The organism is Anabaena catenula FACHB-362, assembly GCF_014698735.1.
GTDB classification, from domain to species: Bacteria; Cyanobacteriota; Cyanobacteriia; order Cyanobacteriales; family Nostocaceae; genus Anabaena; species Anabaena variabilis_A.
In genome coordinates this window covers 39,856-58,921 of the sequence record NZ_JACJTQ010000015.1, presented here as the reverse complement: position 1 = coordinate 58,921, position 19,066 = coordinate 39,856, and the positions used below count along the sequence as shown (strand labels likewise).

At 39.4% G+C, this 19,066-nt stretch carries 18 protein-coding genes; 9 read left to right on the top strand and 9 right to left on the bottom strand.

Annotation, left to right across the window (positions count from 1 at the left end; all coding sequences use genetic code 11):
* Positions 1-356 precede the first annotated feature (356 nt).
* On the top strand, positions 357-3,944 hold the full coding sequence (gene nifJ / locus H6G68_RS11740) for a pyruvate:ferredoxin (flavodoxin) oxidoreductase (RefSeq protein ID WP_190906814.1): 3,588 nt from the start codon (positions 357-359) through the stop codon (positions 3,942-3,944).
* 253 nt (positions 3,945-4,197) lie between these two features.
* On the opposite strand, the gene H6G68_RS11735 is transcribed toward nifJ, so the two are convergent.
* The 5 genes from H6G68_RS11735 to H6G68_RS11715 all read right to left on the bottom strand — a co-directional run bounded on the left by H6G68_RS11735 (position 4,198) and on the right by H6G68_RS11715 (position 6,929).
* Positions 4,198-5,037, bottom strand: coding sequence for a hypothetical protein (locus tag H6G68_RS11735; protein ID WP_190906813.1), 840 nt, complete (start codon positions 5,035-5,037; stop codon positions 4,198-4,200).
* A gap of 131 nt (positions 5,038-5,168) precedes the next feature.
* A complete protein-coding gene (locus H6G68_RS11730) occupies positions 5,169-5,555 on the bottom strand; it encodes a hypothetical protein (RefSeq protein ID WP_190906812.1) in 387 nt (128 codons plus the stop codon).
* A 49-nt stretch (positions 5,556-5,604) separates the two neighbouring features.
* Complete coding sequence (locus tag H6G68_RS11725) at positions 5,605-6,255, bottom strand: methyltransferase family protein (RefSeq protein WP_190906811.1); 651 nt, start codon at positions 6,253-6,255, stop codon at positions 5,605-5,607.
* 82 nt (positions 6,256-6,337) lie between these two features.
* The gene (locus tag H6G68_RS11720; protein ID WP_127056655.1) at positions 6,338-6,496 is read right to left on the bottom strand and encodes a YqaE/Pmp3 family membrane protein; all 159 of its coding nucleotides are present in this window, start codon (positions 6,494-6,496) and stop codon (positions 6,338-6,340) included.
* Between the two features lie 79 nt (positions 6,497-6,575).
* On the bottom strand, positions 6,576-6,929 hold the full coding sequence (locus H6G68_RS11715) for a translation initiation factor (RefSeq protein ID WP_071187073.1): 354 nt from the start codon (positions 6,927-6,929) through the stop codon (positions 6,576-6,578).
* A gap of 154 nt (positions 6,930-7,083) precedes the next feature.
* Here H6G68_RS11715 and H6G68_RS11710 point away from each other — a divergent pair, with 154 nt between their 5' ends.
* From H6G68_RS11710 to H6G68_RS11695, 4 genes are all read left to right on the top strand, one after another.
* Positions 7,084-7,866: an Rpn family recombination-promoting nuclease/putative transposase gene (locus H6G68_RS11710; RefSeq protein ID WP_190906810.1), complete on the top strand. Its 783-nt coding sequence runs from the start codon at positions 7,084-7,086 to the stop codon at positions 7,864-7,866.
* Between the two features lie 397 nt (positions 7,867-8,263).
* Complete coding sequence (gene trpB / locus H6G68_RS11705; protein WP_190906809.1) at positions 8,264-9,505, top strand: tryptophan synthase subunit beta; 1,242 nt, start codon at positions 8,264-8,266, stop codon at positions 9,503-9,505.
* Positions 9,506-9,871: 366 nt separating this feature from the next.
* Entirely contained in the window at positions 9,872-10,420 is a 549-nt protein-coding gene (locus H6G68_RS11700) for a CAP domain-containing protein (RefSeq protein ID WP_190906808.1), read from the top strand.
* A gap of 90 nt (positions 10,421-10,510) precedes the next feature.
* The gene (locus H6G68_RS11695) at positions 10,511-11,140 is read left to right on the top strand and encodes a ribonuclease D (RefSeq protein WP_071187091.1); all 630 of its coding nucleotides are present in this window, start codon (positions 10,511-10,513) and stop codon (positions 11,138-11,140) included.
* A gap of 390 nt (positions 11,141-11,530) precedes the next feature.
* Here H6G68_RS11695 and H6G68_RS11690 read toward each other — a convergent pair whose 3' ends face one another.
* Positions 11,531-11,980 (bottom strand): rhodanese-like domain-containing protein, encoded by a 450-nt coding sequence (locus tag H6G68_RS11690; protein WP_190906807.1) that lies wholly within the window; start codon positions 11,978-11,980, stop codon positions 11,531-11,533.
* 765 nt (positions 11,981-12,745) lie between these two features.
* On the opposite strand from H6G68_RS11690, the gene H6G68_RS11685 reads away from it, so the two are divergent.
* Complete coding sequence (locus H6G68_RS11685) at positions 12,746-13,462, top strand: response regulator transcription factor (protein WP_127056662.1); 717 nt, start codon at positions 12,746-12,748, stop codon at positions 13,460-13,462.
* Between the two features lie 292 nt (positions 13,463-13,754).
* On the opposite strand, the gene H6G68_RS11680 is transcribed toward H6G68_RS11685, so the two are convergent.
* The 3 genes from H6G68_RS11680 to pdxA form a co-directional block, all read right to left on the bottom strand.
* Complete coding sequence (locus H6G68_RS11680; RefSeq protein ID WP_190906859.1) at positions 13,755-14,051, bottom strand: helix-turn-helix domain-containing transcriptional regulator; 297 nt, start codon at positions 14,049-14,051, stop codon at positions 13,755-13,757.
* Positions 14,044-14,382 (bottom strand): type II toxin-antitoxin system RelE/ParE family toxin, encoded by a 339-nt coding sequence (locus tag H6G68_RS11675; protein WP_190906806.1) that lies wholly within the window; start codon positions 14,380-14,382, stop codon positions 14,044-14,046. Before H6G68_RS11675 ends, H6G68_RS11680 begins: the two co-directional genes overlap by 8 nt.
* 88 nt (positions 14,383-14,470) lie before the next feature.
* Entirely contained in the window at positions 14,471-15,508 is a 1,038-nt protein-coding gene (gene pdxA / locus H6G68_RS11670; RefSeq protein ID WP_190906805.1) for a 4-hydroxythreonine-4-phosphate dehydrogenase PdxA, read from the bottom strand.
* A gap of 278 nt (positions 15,509-15,786) precedes the next feature.
* Here pdxA and petM point away from each other — a divergent pair, with 278 nt between their 5' ends.
* The 3 genes from petM to H6G68_RS11655 all read left to right on the top strand — a co-directional run bounded on the left by petM (position 15,787) and on the right by H6G68_RS11655 (position 18,406).
* On the top strand, positions 15,787-15,891 hold the full coding sequence (gene petM / locus H6G68_RS11665) for a cytochrome b6-f complex subunit PetM (protein ID WP_006199111.1): 105 nt from the start codon (positions 15,787-15,789) through the stop codon (positions 15,889-15,891).
* A gap of 151 nt (positions 15,892-16,042) precedes the next feature.
* Positions 16,043-17,041 carry an SDR family oxidoreductase gene (locus H6G68_RS11660; protein ID WP_190906804.1) on the top strand — a complete coding sequence of 333 codons (999 nt, stop codon included), beginning with the start codon at positions 16,043-16,045 and terminating at the stop codon, positions 17,039-17,041.
* Positions 17,042-17,488: 447 nt separating this feature from the next.
* A complete protein-coding gene (locus H6G68_RS11655) occupies positions 17,489-18,406 on the top strand; it encodes an NAD(+) kinase (protein ID WP_127056666.1) in 918 nt (305 codons plus the stop codon).
* Positions 18,407-19,066: the final 660 nt, after the last annotated feature.

Sequence of the window (19,066 nt, the reverse complement as noted above, 5' to 3'; positions counted from 1 at the left end):
ACACTTAAAATATTCCCAACAACCCTCTCAAAAAACCTCAGCGCTTACCTCTGTGAACCTCTGCGTTAAAAAACCTCCCGCACCTCCACCCCATGACAATCATCAAACCTTGATAAATCAAAGATGATCAATATTGAGTACAACATTAATATTAATATAGATAGGATATTTAGTACCTGCTAAAATTCAAAAGATTGGCTAGAAGTCGAAATAATTCATAATTAATAATTCGCAATTAATAAAAATGTAAGAAATATCACAAATTAACTTCCTGACTCTAGCTATTTTCAATGCTTATATTTTTGGTTTCTCTGCATACAGTTTAAACAACCAGAAAAGACACAGGAAGAAAAATCATGAACAAATCTTTTGCCACAATTGATGGTAATGAAGCCGTTGCGCGTGTAGCTTACAAATTAAACGAAGTAATTGCCATTTATCCTATCACCCCATCTTCAAATATGGGTGAATGGGCTGATGCTTGGATGTCAGAAAATAAACCGAATCTTTGGGGTACTGTTCCCAATATCACCCAAATGCAAAGCGAAGGAGGGGCAATTGCTGCCGTACATGGGGCATTACAAACAGGTTCACTAAGTACAACTTTCACCGCTTCACAGGGATTATTATTAATGATTCCTAATTTATACAAAATTGCGGGAGAATTAACTAGTTTTGTACTTCATGTTTCCGCTCGTTCTTTAGCTACACACGCTTTATCTATTTTCGGTGATCATAGTGATGTCATGGCTGCAAGGGCGACTGGTTTCGCTTTTTTGTGTTCAGCTTCCGTGCAGGAAAGTCATGATTTCGCATTGATTTCTCATGCGGCAACTTTAGCAGCGCGTGTGCCATTTATGCACTTTTTTGATGGGTTTAGAACATCCCATGAAGTACAGAAAGTTGAGTTATTATCAGATGAAGATTTACAATGTTTTATTCCTCAATCTTTAGTATCTGCACATCGTCAACGTTGCTTAACACCAGATAGGCCAGTATTACGAGGAACAGCCCAAAACCCCGATGTTTATTTCCAATCTCGTGAAGGTGCAAATCCTTATTACAATGCTTGTCCGGATATTGTCCAAAAGATTATGGATAAATTTGGGGAACGCACAGGTAGATATTACAAACTCTATGAATATTATGGCGCACCAGATGCAGAACGAGTAATTGTAATTATGGGTTCTGGTTGTGAAACTGTTCATGAAACCGTAGATTATCTCAACAACCAAGGGGAAAAAGTCGGAGTTTTGAAAGTGCGACTTTATCGCCCTTTTGATGTAGCTAGATTTATAGAAGCATTACCTAATAGTGTCAAATCTATTGCCGTTCTTGATAGAACAAAAGAAGCTGGAAGCGCAGGAGAACCATTATATTTAGATGTGGTGACAGCTATTTATGAAGGATGGAAAAAAACTACATTTCCAAAAATTGTTGGTGGTAGATATGGACTATCTTCTAAAGAATTTACTCCCGCAATGGTGAAGAGTATTTTTGATAATCTTACCCTCATTAAACCCAAAAATCATTTTACCATTGGGATTAATGATGATGTCAGTTTTACTTCTTTGAATTTTGACTCCAATTTCTCTACAGAACCAGATCATGTTGTGCGGGCGATGTTCTATGGTTTGGGTTCAGATGGTACAGTGGGTGCAAATAAGAACTCTATCAAAATTATCGGTGAAGGCACAGAAAATAATGCCCAAGGTTACTTTGTTTATGATTCCAAAAAATCCGGTTCAATGACAGTTTCTCACCTGCGTTTTGGAACTGGAAAAATTCGTTCAACTTACCTGATAGACAAAGCTAATTTCATCGGTTGTCATCATTGGGGATTTGTGGAAAGCATTGATATTTTAAAAGCTGCTGCACCGGGGGCGACTTTGTTGTTAAATAGTCCTTATGATGCTGATAATGTTTGGGAAAATCTACCACCAAAAGTCCAACAACAAATTATTGACAAAAATCTGAAAGTTTACACTATTAACGCCAGTCAAGTTGCGAAAAATAGTGGTATGGGCAGAAGAATTAACACTATCATGCAGGTGTGTTTCTTTGCTTTAGCGGGAGTATTGCCTGAAAAAGAAGCAATTGCAAAAATCAAACAAGCCATAGAAAAAACCTATGGTAAAAAAGGTACAGAAGTTGTCAACATGAATTTAAAAGCTGTAGACAACACCCTAGAAAATTTGCATGAAGTTGGTAATAGGTCATTGGTCATTGGTAATAGGGAAGAAAAGCAATTAGCAATTACCAAACCCAAATTTGTTGAGAATGTTTTGGGGAAAATCATGGTCTGGGAAGGTGATGATTTACCTGTCAGTGCTTTACCTGCTGACGGAACTTTCCCCAGTGGAACTGCAAAATGGGAAAAACGCAACGTTGCGGAAGAAATACCCGTTTGGGATGAAGATGTCTGCGTTCAATGCGGTAAATGTGTGATGGTTTGTCCTCACGCTGCTATTCGCGCTAAAGCTTATCAACCAACTGAGTTAGTCAACGCACCGATAACTTTCAAATCAACAAACGCCAAAGATAAGGATTTTGCTAACCAGAAATTCACCATTCAGGTAGCGCCAGAAGACTGCACAGGCTGCGAAATTTGTGTTAGTGTCTGTCCTGCTAAAAACAAAGCCATACCCACCCGCAAAGCGATTAATATGAGTCTGCAATTACCGTTGCGGGAACAAGAACGGGAAAATTGGAATTTCTTTTTGAGTTTACCCAATCCTGACGGTCGAAAGTTGAAATTAAACCAAATTCGGCAACAACAACTCCAGGAACCATTGTTTGAATTTTCCGGCGCTTGTGCTGGGTGCGGAGAAACGCCCTACCTTAAATTATTAACACAATTATTTGGCGATCGCGCTCTCATTGCCAACGCCACCGGTTGTTCTTCCATTTACGGTGGAAATTTACCCACAACTCCTTGGAGTCAAAACGCTGACGGTAGAGGTCCCGCATGGTCTAATAGTTTATTTGAAGATAACGCAGAATTCGGTTTTGGTTATCGTTTATCTATAGACAAACAAGCGGAATTTGCAGCAGAATTATTGTCACAATTCAGCAGTGAAATTGGCGATAATTTAGTTAATGAAATTCTCAAAGCTGAACAAAAAACCGAAGCTGATATTTGGGAACAACGGGAAAGAATTGTCATTCTCAAACAGAAACTCCAAGAAATTTTAAACGCAGATGCACACAGATACACGCAAATAGAATCAAAAAATATCCGCGTTAATCAGCGTTTATCTGCGTTTGAAAATCTCCAATCCCTCGCTGATTATTTAGTTAAGAAAAGTGTTTGGATAGTTGGGGGTGATGGTTGGGCGTATGATATAGACTTTGGTGGGATTGATCATGTGCTTTCCACAGGCCGCAATGTCAACATTTTGGTCATGGATACAGAAGTTTATTCTAACACAGGTGGACAATCTTCTAAAGCCACTCCCAAAGCCGCAGTTGCGAAATATGCGACTGGTGGAAAACCTGCACCCAAGAAAGATTTGGGTTTAATGGCCATGACTTATGGTAATGTTTATGTGGCGAGTGTGGCATTAGGTGCGCGTGATGAACATACACTCAAAGCATTTTTAGAAGCAGAAGCTTTTGATGGGCCATCAATCATAATTGCCTACAGTCATTGTATTGCTCACGGTATTGATATGACCACTGGTTTACAACAGCAAAAGGCTTTAGTAGACTCAGGAAGATGGTTATTATATCGCTACAATCCGGCATTACAAACCCAGGGGAAAAATCCCTTACAATTGGATATGAAAGCGCCTTCTGAATCGGTGGAAAAGTCAATGTATCAAGAGAACCGATTTAAGATGTTGACGAAGAGTAAACCGGAGGTTGCGAAGTTGTTGTTAGAACAAGCGCAAATGGAAGTTAATGCCCGTTGGGAAATGTATCAATATTTAGCGAATAGGTAATTCTCACGAGATTGTAGGTTGGGTTGACGCAAGGAAACCCAACATTACCAACATCAATTGTATAATTTCTGTAAAAGTTCTTGATAAGTGAAAATTTCAGTATTTTCAAATTTTGCAATTACTAATAAATCTTGATCACCTGTGACTAAAAAATTAGCATCACTATACTATTTTTCTGATAATCCACTGGCTTGGAAAATATCTTCAGAAATAAATAAGCTCATCTTAGAGCTATTTATCGTTATTAAATTGGTTAAAATATTGGAATGGCTATAAAGCAATTACCAAGACTAACCATTTTACTAATATCTATATTTTGATAAAACGTTGTTTCTTGTTTAATGCCTTGTTCTGTGGAAAAAGCATTGGCATATATTTTAAATTCAGATTCTGCGGCAATACACGTCTGTATTGCACCACCTATGGTATTAAATTTTTCTTCTTCTATAAGACTTTCTATTACTTCTTTAGGAGAATACCACCATGAAAACTCGTTTTTAACGTATTCTGCTCTTTTATTCTCGATAAGTTGACGTATTTCTTTCCTTTTATCGCCAAGTAAGAGTAAATGGTTATCGTCTAATGTATTTTCTTCTGTAACTACAATATCTAATGTATTATCTTTGGTATCGGGATCTAAATGAATTATTTTAAATTCAGAGCTAACGTGACAAAAACCAAATATTGCCAGTTCACAACTTGCACCTGTAGGATTAATTTCTCCAACTTCACGAATCATGCGTTTAAGCAAAGTTGCAGCAAAATTAGCAATATCCAATATTGAAGGAACTGCACCTTCATTACTAGAACAATTTTGAAGCAGATAAACTAAAGTTGCGTAAAGGTTAAGTCCTATTAAACTACTTCCAGCATACGCCATTCCTATAGTATGCTCAAAATATGCTTTGTCTTCAAAACTCATAATATTTCTACATTTTATGTACAAAGGAAATAGCTTTGCTCCAGAATCTAGGAGTATTGAATAATCATTACCACTCGAAGATGTATTGCTTCTTGATATACGAGTGTCTGAAACTGCCCATATTTTATTTACACCTCTGTCTTTGTTTAACCAACATACTACTGTAGTCATTTATGAACTCCTGACAATTTATCTTAAGTAAATATATTTTATTTTGTAACTAAAATATCCATCATAATTTGTTGAGCAAATAGGTAATAAGCTTTCACCTATTACCCATAACCCGTTATCAATCAATTTCCTTAATCTCCCGTAGCCATGAGTAACCGATTCAAAATCACCTTACCATTAGGACTTTTTACCTCTACCCGAATAAAACTCGGATCACTTGGTCGCCAACTTACTTGATATTTTGTGCCATTATTATTCCAAGTGTAAACTTGACGGTCGTTAGTTCCTGAAGCGACAGCACCAGACAGGCTTATATAAGCATTACTATTAAGTTTTTCACCATAGTAATAATAAACATTATTATTAAATGACAAACTGACTTTCCATTCTTTATCAACAAATGTGCCTTTTGGATAATTGTATTTTGCTGCTAGTACAGGTTGAGGAATAGCAATATCAATAATCGCAGGTGTAGCAATACCCAAAAAAGCTGCTAAAGCAATACCTTTGTAGTTCATAAAACTCTCTTTGTGAAGGTAAAATTATATTGTTGTATCTTTATTCTCGTTAAGCAGTGGTTTCTTCGTTTTGAATATTCCTGGATGTCCATAGTTTAGGAAACAGCAAACCAGAATTTTCTTTGTATTCTGCAAATTCAGGATATCGGGACAAAGATTGATCTTTTTTGATCATGTTAGGAACAAATATCATAGCTATAAATAACCCAAGAATTAAGAAAGGTAGCCAATGTTGAGTTAACATCGCAAATGCCAGATAAATCAATACTTCTCCCAAGTAATTAGTATTACGGCATCTAGCAAAAAACCCTTCTGTAATTAGTCCAGTTTTGTACTTGAGTGTATAGTATTTCTGGGCATCACTGACAAAATGTAAAAACACACCCACAATATTCAAAGAAATAGCAGCAGCTACTAATGGTAAAGGTGGAATAGTCCCACTATTAATGAGAATAAATGGTGCTACCCAATATAAGCCAAGTAAAAAAAAGGTAATAATTCCTTGGGGAGTTGGAATTTCTTGCTCCCATTGCTTATCTGGAAAAATACTATCTTTTAGTAACCACAGAAAACCATAAGTAGCATGAAGGGCAAGATAAACCCAAGCTCCAATAGTAAAATTATGGTATAACACCATTAGTCCCAACACAAAGGGGAAAGTTAGACCTTTGTGAAAATTAATGGGATGCTTTATTTTCATATTCTTTCTAGTTCTTTGTTAGGTTTTTTTAATGTGAAATAAACAGAGAGATAGAAAATTTACATCTACCTCTCCACAATAATTATTTCTTGGCAATGATCCAAACTGCGTGAATAATCCCAGGAATATAACCACATAAGGTCAAGAGGATATTAATCCAAAAGTCTAGACCGAAACCTACTTGTAGAAATACTCCTAAAGGTGGCAGAAAAACCGCGCATAAAATCCGTACTAAATCCATTTCAGCCTCCTGTTAATCTCAAAGATAAAATCACATCTTGCAACGACGATTCCTGAAAAGATACGGGAAACCGTACTTATCAACCACCGCTGATTTTGGCTTTGTAACCAAGTTTGACCAAAATCTCTAAAATCTTCTGTTTATGGTCTCCCTGAACCTCAATTTCGTCATCTTTCACAGTTCCACCTGTACCACATTGGGCTTTCAACTGTTTTAATAAAGTAGCCAAAGTTTCTGGTTTAGTTTGAAACCCAGTAATAACTGTGACAGTTTTACCTTTGCGTCCAGCGCGAGTGGCTTGGATTCTCACATTTTGCTGATTTGGGGGTAAATCTTGGATTCCGCGTTCTACAGCGCGTTCGAGTGCGGGTGAACTACCGTTACCAAATTCTTGGTAGACAAAGCGTTTGTCAGATTTGGGATTAGAAGCCATAAAATTTAATGCAGGTAAAATATCCGTTCTAGAATTAACTCTGTTCTGTCATTTTAGCCAATCTGTGACCACTACTCAGCAATGTCTGACAACAAAGACAATCCTATTAATACCCATTATCAGCTAGATTAGGCTGAGGAATTATTCAATTACCGTGAAAACAGATACAATTTTCTATAGCTTATTTCAAGCATTTCCTAGCATCTTCTTTGAATTAATTAACCATTCACCCGCAGAAGCAGGTACTTATGAATTCACATCTCGTGAAGTTAAACAACTGGCTTTTCGTTTAGATGGTTTATTTTTACCAACCACCAAAGATGCCAAAAAGCCATTTTACATTGTTGAGGTTCAGTTTCAACCCGATGATGATTTATATTTTCGTCTCTTTGCGGAAATTTTTCTCTACCTGCGACAATACAAAACTCCTCATCCTTGGCAAGCTGTAATCATCTATCCCAGTCGTAATATAGAAAGAGAAGAGAATTTACAATTTGGGGAAATCTTGCTGCTGGAGCGAGTTAAACGCATTTATTTAGATGAGTTGGCAGAGAGTTCTTTAGGGGTGGGAGTTGTTAAACTAGTAATTGAAACAGAAGAAGCTGCACCAGCACTAGCAAAACGCCTAATCACACAAGCAAACCAACAACTAACTGATGCAACCATCAAAAGGGATTTAATTAACCTCATTGAGACAATTATCGTCTACAAATTACCCAAAAAGAGCCGAGAGGAGATTGAAGCTATGTTAGGTTTAAGTGAGTTGAAACAAACTAAGGTTTATCAAGAAGCTTTAGAAGAAGGTGAAGCTAAAACAACCAGAAAGTTGGCTTTAAATCTGTTACGAATTGGGATGAGTTTAGAACAAATTGCTGAAGTTACCGAATTATCTCTTGAGCAAGTTCAGGCTTTACAAAAGGAGATACAAGAATCTTGATTTTCTCTAGTTGCCATACTCTCTCGTTCCCATTCTCTGCGTGGGAATGCAATTGAGAGGCTCTGCCTCTACTATACCTGGAGGTAGAACCTCCAAGATAGCATTCCCAGTCTGGAGACTGGGAACGAGAGATTGCTGAAGTTACCGAATTATCTCTTGAGCAAATTCAGGCTTTACAAAAGGAAATTCAAGGATCTTAATTTTCTGGCGTTCTCTCGTTCCCATGCTCTGCGTGGGAATGTAGTTGAGAGGCTCTGCCTCTACTATACCTGGAGGTAGAACCTCCAAGATGGCATTCCCAGTCTGGAGACTGGGAACGAGAGAATAATGCTTTGTATCGGCATCCTCAACAGTTCTAGAATTAAAATTAACTTTGTTCTCTTATTTTACCCAATCCGTGACTACTACTCCCCTCTCCCCTAATTTCCAACAAACTGCTTCCGTTCCCGATAAACTAGGACGCTTTGGCCGCTTCGGTGGTAAGTACGTCCCCGAAACTCTAATGCCTGCCTTAGCTGAACTAGAAACAGCTTATCAGCAATACCGTAATGAACCTGGTTTTCAAGCCGAACTACAAGGATTACTGCGCGATTATGTAGGACGTGCTACCCCATTATATTTTGCTGAACGCCTCACCGCTCATTATGCCCGTCCCGATGGTAGTGGGGCGCAAATTTATTTAAAACGGGAAGATTTAAATCATACTGGCGCACATAAAATTAATAATGCTCTCGGTCAGGTATTATTAGCCAAGCGCATGGGTAAACAGCGCGTCATTGCTGAAACTGGTGCAGGACAACATGGCGTAGCTACAGCGACGGTTTGCGCTCGGTTTGGTTTAGAATGCGTGATTTATATGGGTGTTCACGACATGGAACGCCAAGCTTTAAACGTGTTCAGAATGCGGTTAATGGGGGCAGAAGTTCGCCCAGTGTCTGCCGGTACGGGAACTCTTAAAGATGCCACTTCTGAAGCCATCCGGGACTGGGTAACGAATGTAGAAAGCACCCATTACATCCTCGGTTCTGTAGCTGGTCCCCATCCTTACCCGATGATGGTACGGGATTTCCATGCTGTCATTGGGGAAGAAACCCGCGCTCAAGCATTAGAAAAATGGGGCGGTTTACCAGATATTCTCATGGCTTGTGTGGGTGGTGGTTCCAATGCAATGGGACTATTTCACGAATTTGTCAAAGAGCCATCTGTGCGGTTAATTGGGGTGGAAGCTGCTGGAGAAGGTGTGAATACTGGCAAACACGCGGCAACCTTGACAAAAGGACAAGTTGGTGTATTGCATGGGGCGATGAGTTATCTTCTGCAAGATGATGATGGCCAAGTTATTGAACCTCACTCGATTAGTGCAGGGTTAGATTATCCGGGTGTGGGGCCAGAACACAGCTATATGAAAGATATTGGTCGGGCTGAATACTACAGTGTGACTGATGCTGAGGCTTTGGAAGCATTCCAACGGCTGTCGAAGTTAGAGGGAATTATACCAGCTTTAGAAACTTCTCATGCGATCGCTTACCTTGAAACCCTCTGTCCCCAACTAACTGGTAGTCCCAAGATTATCATCAACTGTTCTGGACGGGGTGACAAGGATGTGCAAACAGTAGCAAAATTTCTCACTCCTCAGTAAGTTTCACCGATAACATTCACACCAGATCAGTTTTTCCTGAAATGTTTTCCTGATAGTTTTAGTGTCCACGACATCTGTCAGTGGATACTATTTTTTGGATATTTTTTGATTAATAATGTTATGTCAAGAACATTTAAGGCGGCATCTACCAGAGACATCAACCAATGGATACTATGGTGATCAAAAAGTCATGAAATTGGCAGATTTTCAGAGAAGTAAAATGCAATAGTCATAAAAATGAACTCATAACTCTGAAAATTCCGATAATTACTCAGATCATGAAGACTTAATAGTATCCTGGTATGTATTCTCAGAATCAGAAGATAGAGTATATGTCTTATAAATCCATACACTACTTAATTCTCTATGTTTCGACAAACTGCTTTTGGCATCGCTTTAAGTACGCTTGTCTTCGCTAGTGGATTCATGACCGCTCCTGTAACCAGCAATAATTCTCACAAAAAAATCGCCCTAAATCAGCAGTCATTGAATACTTCTAGTCAAGCAGCAATACCCAATCTTAATTTTCAAACTACTACTCTAGAAAAATTAGTTTTTGAGCAAATTAATCAATATCGAGCTTCTCAAGGACTGCCAAAATTAACATTAAACGCAAATATCACTCAGCAAGCCAGAATTCACAGTCAAAACATGGCTAAAGGAGTAGTTAAGTTTAGTCATCATGGATTTGAACAGCGAGTTAAGGCTATCCCTCTTACCTTGGACAATGCAGCCGAAAATGTGGCTTTCAACGTTGGATATAACAATCCGGCCAACCAAGCTGTGATTGGTTGGCTTGATAGTCCTGGACATCTGAAAAATATACAAGGAAAATACAAGCTGACAGGAGTCGGTGTAGCTACTAATAGCAAAGGAGAAGTCTACCTCACGCAAATATTTTTGAACACGAGATAGATTTTATTACTGATTTCTTGCACAATAATGATGTAGTGTCTGATGAATATTTTGTCTGATAGACACAATCATTTATTTTGTGAACCATTCATGACATTACCAGATTTTCAGGTTAGCGATCGCGATCTTGATGACGCTAACCTCTCCCAGTATTTAGAATCTGATGCGATCGCAGTCGATACCGAAACAATGGGACTATTACCACAGCGCGATCGCTTGTGTCTCGTCCAGTTGTGTAACCCAGAGGGAAAAGTCACAGCTATCCGCATCGCTAAAGGACAAACAACAGCCCCAAATTTAAAAAAACTCTTGGAAGCAACCCACGTCCTGAAAGTCTTTCACTTTGCCCGTTTTGACGTTGCTACCTTACACCACAACCTAGAAATTAAGGTTCAGCCTGTTTTTTGTACCAAAATTGCCAGTAAGTTAGCCCGCACTTATACCAACCGTCACGGACTCAAAGACGTAGTGCAAGAATTAGAACAAGTAGAACTAGATAAAAGCTCTCAAAGTTCCGATTGGGGTAACGCCGCTAATTTATCTGAAGCCCAACTGAATTACGCTGCCAATGATGTCCGTTACTTACTAAACATACAGCAAAAGCTGACACAAATGCTGCAACGAGAAGGACGTTGGGAATTAGCCCAAGAATGCTTTCAAGTTTTGCCCACAATAGTGTCTTTGGATTTGTTGCAGTTTAAAGATTTATTTGAACACTGAGGCATAATTCTCCAACAATTCCCAATTCCCAATTAAGGAACACCAAAAAAGAAACTATCCAATTTTGGGGACTGGACTTCTAGTCCGTCCGGGGTAATTGGATATTTTTCTATTTGTAAGTCCCTTAATCAGTAATTAGGGCTTGCTGATAGCGTAGCGTGGCGTAAGCCATATAAATGTAAAACCTATATAAATTAAGGGATTCAGGGGTAAAAAAGGTTAATCAAAAACTGAACTGACAAGTCAGCGCTTACGCTATCACTTTTCCCCCAAAGCAACTATTCAAAAGCTGCTTCTAATTCTTCCTCCTGACTCCTGACTCCTGACTCCTGACTCCTGACTCCTAACCCCTAACGAAAAGACTTTGTCAGCAAACCCTAATTACGAATTTCATTTCTGTTGGTGTTCTAAGTGATTTTGTATCCTAGATACAACATTATAGTCGTCTGCCCCTGGGGGCGTTAGTGCTTCAATAATACCTTCTGTTGCACCACCGATAGCTTTCCATGCACCAAAACCACCTTTGATTTGAGATACATTAAAAAACCCAGCAGAACGCAGTGTTTGAGCAGCTTGAGCAGTTTGCTCCTCATTGATACCGTAAACGTAAATATCACGCTTGTGATCTAAAGATGATGCTGCACGGTCTGCTAGTCCATCTATGGGCATAGACATTGCTCCCATAATATGACCCTCGTTGTAAATCGAGCGATCGCGCACATCTAAAATTGTAAAAGCTGGTTCACCCCATTCTAGACGAGATTTAATGACATGAACATCAGACTCTGCTTCTATTGATTGCTGATGGTGACTAATACTACTGAAAACATTGTTAGTCATAGGTTTCACCGATTACCTCAACAGCAATTTAGCAAAATATCTCAACTTGATTTATCTTTCCTTAGTATGACAATCTCCAATCTCTTTCTTTTGGTATAGTAGAAGATTTTTATATAGTGATCATAGAATAATTCTAAGTCGTCTACCATTTTTATCGTTGTTTCATCTTTGTAAGTAGTTTTATCTTCCTAAGACTGGAGCAAACATCAGACCAATTTTCCAAAAAATCGACAAATAAGCAGCAGCAAAGACCCGGAGATGCGGTGATTGATGTGTAGCATTTATTGATAAAATTTGTATCAAAATTTTGATATAAATTTTGATCGGCAGCCATGCAGATAAGATTTTCTGATGAAAAAAGTCTAATTTATAACCCGATTTACTTAATCCGATGTGAATAATAAAATGTAACGGTTTGACTCAAATAATCATGATTGATACGGATAAATGATATCTATCGGTTTTTTGGGCTGTTTGTAGTTCTAGGGATGCTTAAAAATTACATGACTTTGAAGGGTAGATTGTCTAATTTATACCAAAACTTTTTCAAAAAATCCCTAAATTGTACATTACGCATACATTTTTTAAGCATTATCATGTTTGAAGTTTTGATGAACTTTATGGAAAATTTAGGATATACAGGTAGTATTACAGGATTTTTCACCTCAAGCCACATTAGGAGCGAATGAACTCTGAAAAACAACACTTAAACCCCCATCTATCGCTACAGCAAATTGCCAAATCAATCATAGACTGCATTGCCTTATGGATACGCTTTCCACTAATACTCCCAAAATCCTGATTGTAGATGATGACTTCAGCGTCCGCAATCTCGTATACCGTTTTTTAAGTCGGAAATATCAAATAGAATCAGCCGCAGATGGTAAAACTGCGCTGGCTTTATTTGAGCAATTCAACCCAGCTTTAGTCATTCTGGATTGGAATTTGCCAGACGCTAATGGCTACAAACTTTGTCAAGAAATGCAAAGTCGTACCAATGTTTTAGTTTTGATACTCACTAGCCGGAATGATGAAGCTGATAAAATTAAAGTTCTGGCAGCAGGTGCAGATGACTTCATGACTAAACCATTTAGTTTGGCAGAAGTGGAAGTCCGAGTAGAAGCTCTTTTAAGACGCATCCGTTATATCCATCCCAGTCAATCACAACGTCTTATCTTTAAACAGTTAGCGATTAACCCAGAAGGTCGAGAAGTAACACTGAACGATAAACCTTTAGCCTTAACCGCTTTAGAGTTTAACATTTTACATTTTTTAGCCAGTCATCCAGGTCAAGCTTGGAGTCGTCCCCAACTTATCCAAAAAATTTGGGGTTGTGATTACGTAGGAGATGGACGAGTTGTCGATGTCCATATTGGTCAGCTGCGGAAAAAAATGGAAATTGATTCTAGTCTGCCAGAGTTTATTAAAACAGTACGGGGATATGGTTACAAGTTTGAACCACCCGAAGGTAGCAAAATTTAAACTTTAGAAAAAGCAACTCATCACCACAATATTGCTGTTCTTGCTTAACAACTTGCTTTTAATAGTTGAATTGCCTAAGTACGTTTATTGAGGCTTGATTAGATAATTCATGTTATTTTTGTACATTGTAACCAGCAAAAACCAGGTAATTTTTGTTTACTCAAGCCTCAATACAAAGCTGAAATTTTTCTCTTTCAGATCAGAATCCATAAAAATCCAAAAAGTCACAATATCCCCCTGACGATTTTATAGATCAAGCCTGAGATACCATTAATACTATAATTCGGATAATTCAAGCTGACTTCACTGTTACTGCTAACTGCAATCCCAAAGCATCAAGTAAGGTACTTAAAGAATAAAATTCAATTTCTCCTTTTTCAGAGATAATTTGTGCAAATTTTTCGTAAGATTGCTGTACTCCTACTGAAAATCTATCAATTCCACCTTGAGCCTCAATCACATTTTTGAGCGCCTTATTTAACATTTTTGGATCGCCTTCTTCTATAACTACTTCAATATAAGCTGCTGCTTCTAGTGGATCTTGTAAGTCTTTAATTAGTTTTTCGTGATAGCTTGTACTTTTAGTCATCATCTCGACTCCGATAATCTTCCCAATATTCTTTGGCTTTACGAATATCTTGGACTTGAGTGCTTTTGTCACCACCACACAAGAGCAGAATAATTTTTAACCCTTCTTGTCCAAAGTATATACGGTAGCCTGGTCCATAGTCGATTCTCAGTTCAAATACACCTTCTCCAACAGACTTATAATCTCCTAAATTACCATCTTCAACTCGGTCAAGTCTGGCTCTAATTTTAGCTTTTGCTCTTTTATCTCGTAGAGAATCCAACCAATTATCAAAAGGATTTGTACCATCTACTGTTAAATAATTCTTGATTTCTCTAGGTTGGATGTTCATAGTGGTTGGGATTTAAACTACACTTTCCAACCTACATCTCTCTGGGTTAGATATTCAGGGTGGGTGAATTTAAAAGACACACCACAACTTACACAGCCAACCTGCGATTAACCAATTCTACCGCCAAATTAATCGCCTCTTTCATACTCGTCGCATCCGCAATTCCCTTACCCGCAATATCAAAAGCCGTTCCGTGATCTGGGGAAGTTCGCACAAAAGGTAAACCAATCGTAGTATTTACAGCCCGATCAAAAGCCATCAACTTCACCGGAATTAAGCCTTGGTCGTGATAAAGTGCTAAATACGCATCAGCCGGATTTTTGATTTCAGAATTTCCAAACCAAGCAATACCCGGTTTAACCCACATCGTATCTGGTGGAATCGGCCCCTCTAACTGCATATTTGGACGCTTGCACCTTTCTGACTCTATCCAGGGAATTAACCAATCTATTTCTTCGGTTCCCAGTTGTCCCATTTCACCGCTGTGGGGATTCAAACCTGCGATCGCAATTCTCCCATTTTCAATCCCAAAATCTCTCTCTAAACATTCCACCAGCAAATCTAGTTTCTGAGTTAATAATTGCGGTGTCAGAGTATCAGCTACTTGACGGAAAGGAATATGTGTGGTAGCTAGTATTGCGCGGAGTGTCCAACCAGTAACAGGCGATCGCCCTACAAACAACATTCCAAAACGCTCAACACCAGCCTTATCAGCCAAAAGTTCCGTTTGTCCAGGATAATTGTAACCTGCGGATTTCCAAGCAGATTTAGCAATCGGTGCTGTCACAATCCCATCAAATTCACCAGCTAAAGTTTGAGATATGGCATATTCCATATAAGCAAAACTCGCCGCCCCACTTGTCGCATTACCCACACCAGGAATAATTTCACCCGTACTCGGCACATCAATCACAGACAATTCTGCTGGATTTGCCAAACATACTGAACTTTCTGTTAAATTTTTATAGGTACGTAACAGTAAATCCCCGCTACCTACCACAACCAGATCACAGTTGTGGCCAACTTCTGGATCTGCTAAAGCCTTCAAAATTACCTCTGTCCCAATTCCCGCAGGATCTCCCAGCGTCAGCGCCAAACGTGGACGTTTATCTTTAAAAGGATTCATTTGCTACCTAAATCTCATTCATAGTAATTGTCATTAATTTGCCCCTCTTCCCACAAGCACAAGGATTTGCCGCCAAACCCGTGGAGATTAACTGCTAAAGTAGTTTAAAATTGTTCACACAGGTCTAATCTAAAAGTACCTCTTGTGGAGTTTCTATTAGACCTAGTTTACCTGAGTCCCTGGACTAGCAAAAATGAGATTTGAACATTCAAGTCAAATCGAGTAGTCACCACAACGGGAAACATAAGCAAGCCATTCACAAAGGAGAATCACAGCACATGGGCGGCGAAATCTTAAATGCAGCTTTATTATCCTTCGGTTTAATCTTCGTAGGTTGGGCCTTAGGTGCATTATTACTTAAAATTCAAGGCGCAGAAGAATAAGCAGGGGAGATGGGGCGCTGCGGTGCAGGGGAGGAATAACCAATGCCCAATGCCCCATGCCCAACTTCATTAAAATTATGTAAATTTTTATTTACATAGGATAATTCTGTTAAGATTCTTTTCATAAAACATTAAAATTTATAAAGACCCCATGACATTATTAATCGTCGGTGCCACTGGCACCTTAGGAAGACAAGTGGCTCGTCGTGCAATCGATGAGGGGTATAAAGTGCGCTGTTTAGTTCGCAGTCCCAAAAAAGCTGCTTTTCTGAAAGAATGGGGTGCAGAACTTGTAAAAGGTGACTTGTGTTATCCCCAAACCTTAGAGGGAGCATTAGCAGGAGTAACCGCAGTTATTGATGCCTCCACATCTCGCGCCACAGATTCACTCACCATTAAGCAGGTGGACTGGGATGGCAAAGTAGCATTAATTCAGGCTGCGAAGGCTGCTAACGTTGAGCAATTTATCTTCTTTTCGATTTTGGATGCCGAGAAGTATCCCAATGTACCGCTCATGGAAATTAAGCGATGTACAGAACTATTCTTAACTGAGTCCGGCTTAAACTATACCATTTTACGTTTAGCTGGCTTTATGCAAGGCTTAATTGGTCAATATGGCATCCCTATTTTAGAAAACCAGCCCGTGTGGGTGACAGGAGCATCTTCCCCAGTCGCCTATATGGATACTCAGGATATTGCTAAATTTGCTATCCGTGCCTTGACTGTGCCAGAAACCCACAAGCAATCCTTCCCTGTAGTTGGTACTCGTGCTTGGAGTGCAGAAGAAATTATTAGCATTTGCGAACGCTTATCTGGAAAAGATGCCAGAGTCACAAGGATGCCTATTGGCTTACTGCGTACTGTACAAGGTTTGCTGCGGTGCTTTCAGTGGGGATGGAATATTGCAGACAGACTAGCCTTTACCGAAGTATTAGCTAGTGGTTCCGCCCTCAATGCCTCAATGGATGAAGTATATACAGTATTTGGCTTAGACAAACAACAAACGGCTACCGTAGAAACTTATCTGCAAGAGTACTTCAGCCGAATTATGAAAAAGCTGAAAGAGTTAGATTACGAAAAAACTAAAATCAAAAAGCAGAAAAATAAAAAGACCCCTTTTAAACAATCTTCAAAAGTCAATAGTCAATAGACATCTGGTGGAAAAGAATGTAGAGACGAGAATCCCTACCCAGGTCACGTCTCTACAAGGGTTCTAGGAAACGCACATTTAATTTTCACGCTCTTGTCTAAATAGTCAATAAATTTAAGATTGATGACTACATCAGTCAAAAATGTGTAACTATTACAGAGATTGAATCGTTCATCCCGCTCCTCCTGGGATTGGGATGGGTGCAAAACACCTTTCTACTTAGGTGCTGTCAAAAATCTGGTAAAATTAAAACGCCAAGGTGAAACTCCTCTACCATCGTGAAAATTATGCTGAAACCATGCAGCACTTTCAGGTAGGAATTAGGGGCAAAAGTGAAAAAAATCAGGTTTTAACCTAATTTTTACACATGATTTTAGAATCTCCGCGTCTCTAGACCGGAGAGAGGTCAAAAAAAGTCAAGCATCGCCTAAACTTGGATATTTGAGTGTGCCGAAAGCAGGCATTATCTACAACGACATTAAACCGATAGCGGGTCGTGTCGCTATCGAACTGAAAGACCAGCTAACCGCAGCTGGTTGGGATGTGTGTGTGACAACGAGCATCGGTGGTATATTGGGCTACTGTAATCCGCATAGCCCCGTATGCCACACCCCAATAGAAGGTCTAACACCTCCTGGTTTTGACTCAGACATGGAGTTTGCAGTAGTACTAGGGGGAGATGGTACTGTTTTAGCTGCATCGCGTCAAGTCGCGCCCTGTGGTATCCCACTTCTGACGGTGAATACTGGTCATATGGGATTTTTGACGGAATCTTACCTTAACCAATTACCCCAAGCAATGGAACAGGTGATGTTAGGTAAGTATGAAATTGAAGAACGAGTCATGATCACCGTCCAAGTTCTGCGGGGAGACTCGATATTATGGGAAGCCCTCTGTTTAAATGAAATGGTGCTGCATCGAGAACCATTAACCTCAATGTGCCATTTTGAAATAGAAATCGGTCGTCATGCAGCAGTTGACATTGCTGCTGATGGAGTGATTGTCTCCACACCAACAGGTTCAACAGCTTATTCCTTAAGCGCTGGTGGTCCAGTGGTGACTCCTGGTGTACCTGTGTTGCAGTTAGTACCGATTTGTCCTCATTCCCTGGCTTCGAGGGCTTTGGTGTTTCCCGATAGCGAACCGGTTAACATCTATCCGGTCAATGTCCCCCGGATGGTGATGGTGGTAGATGGGAATGGAGGCTGCTATGTTTTACCAGAGGATCGAGTATATTTAGAGCGATCGCCATACACTGCTAGGTTTATTCGTCTACAATCACCAGAGTTTTTCCGTATTTTACGGGAAAAATTAGGTTGGGGTCTGCCACATATTGCCAAACCCACGTCAGTAGAATTGCCTTAATTTTTATAAGTCAGTGGTCAGTAGTAAGCCAGTGCGGATTTGGGGGTTTCCCCGATCAGCAACTGGCTTTCATCTTTAGACGTACCGAATGTCAACTAAAGAGGCACAGGGGAAACTCCATACATATAGCAGGAGTCAGGAGGAGGCAGTGCGGTGGACGGGTTCCCCGGCATAAAGCAACTGCCGTTCAGGAGTCAGGAGTAAAACCCTCTTTTAGTGAGAGTTTCATTATCAATTGATGTCCTAACCACCCTGTCCACGGCTATAAATATGGGAACTTGATACAAGGATGCTTTGATGAAGTTTAAATGATGATTAGCTCACTCATAACTTGGTTTCTTCCAGAATTGAGAGTTAAGGGATAGTATTTGGAATGAGTGATAAAATTTGCATCTTGCCAAAATCGATGTTTTATAACTTAACGTGCTAAAACATTATTGATACCAATTTAGAATCAGTAGTATTTTCTAAGATTTATAGCTGTAGCCAGGATAATTAGGACATTATTAATCCTTGAAACTTAGATATAATAAGGCTTTCCCTCCTGCCTCCTGCCCTCTGCCTCCTGCCTCCTGCTATATGTCATAGGTTAAAAAGTAATAACTCATTAGGAGCAACTGCACAAGCGGCGCTGCCGCTCGCTATAAATGAAATAAACAA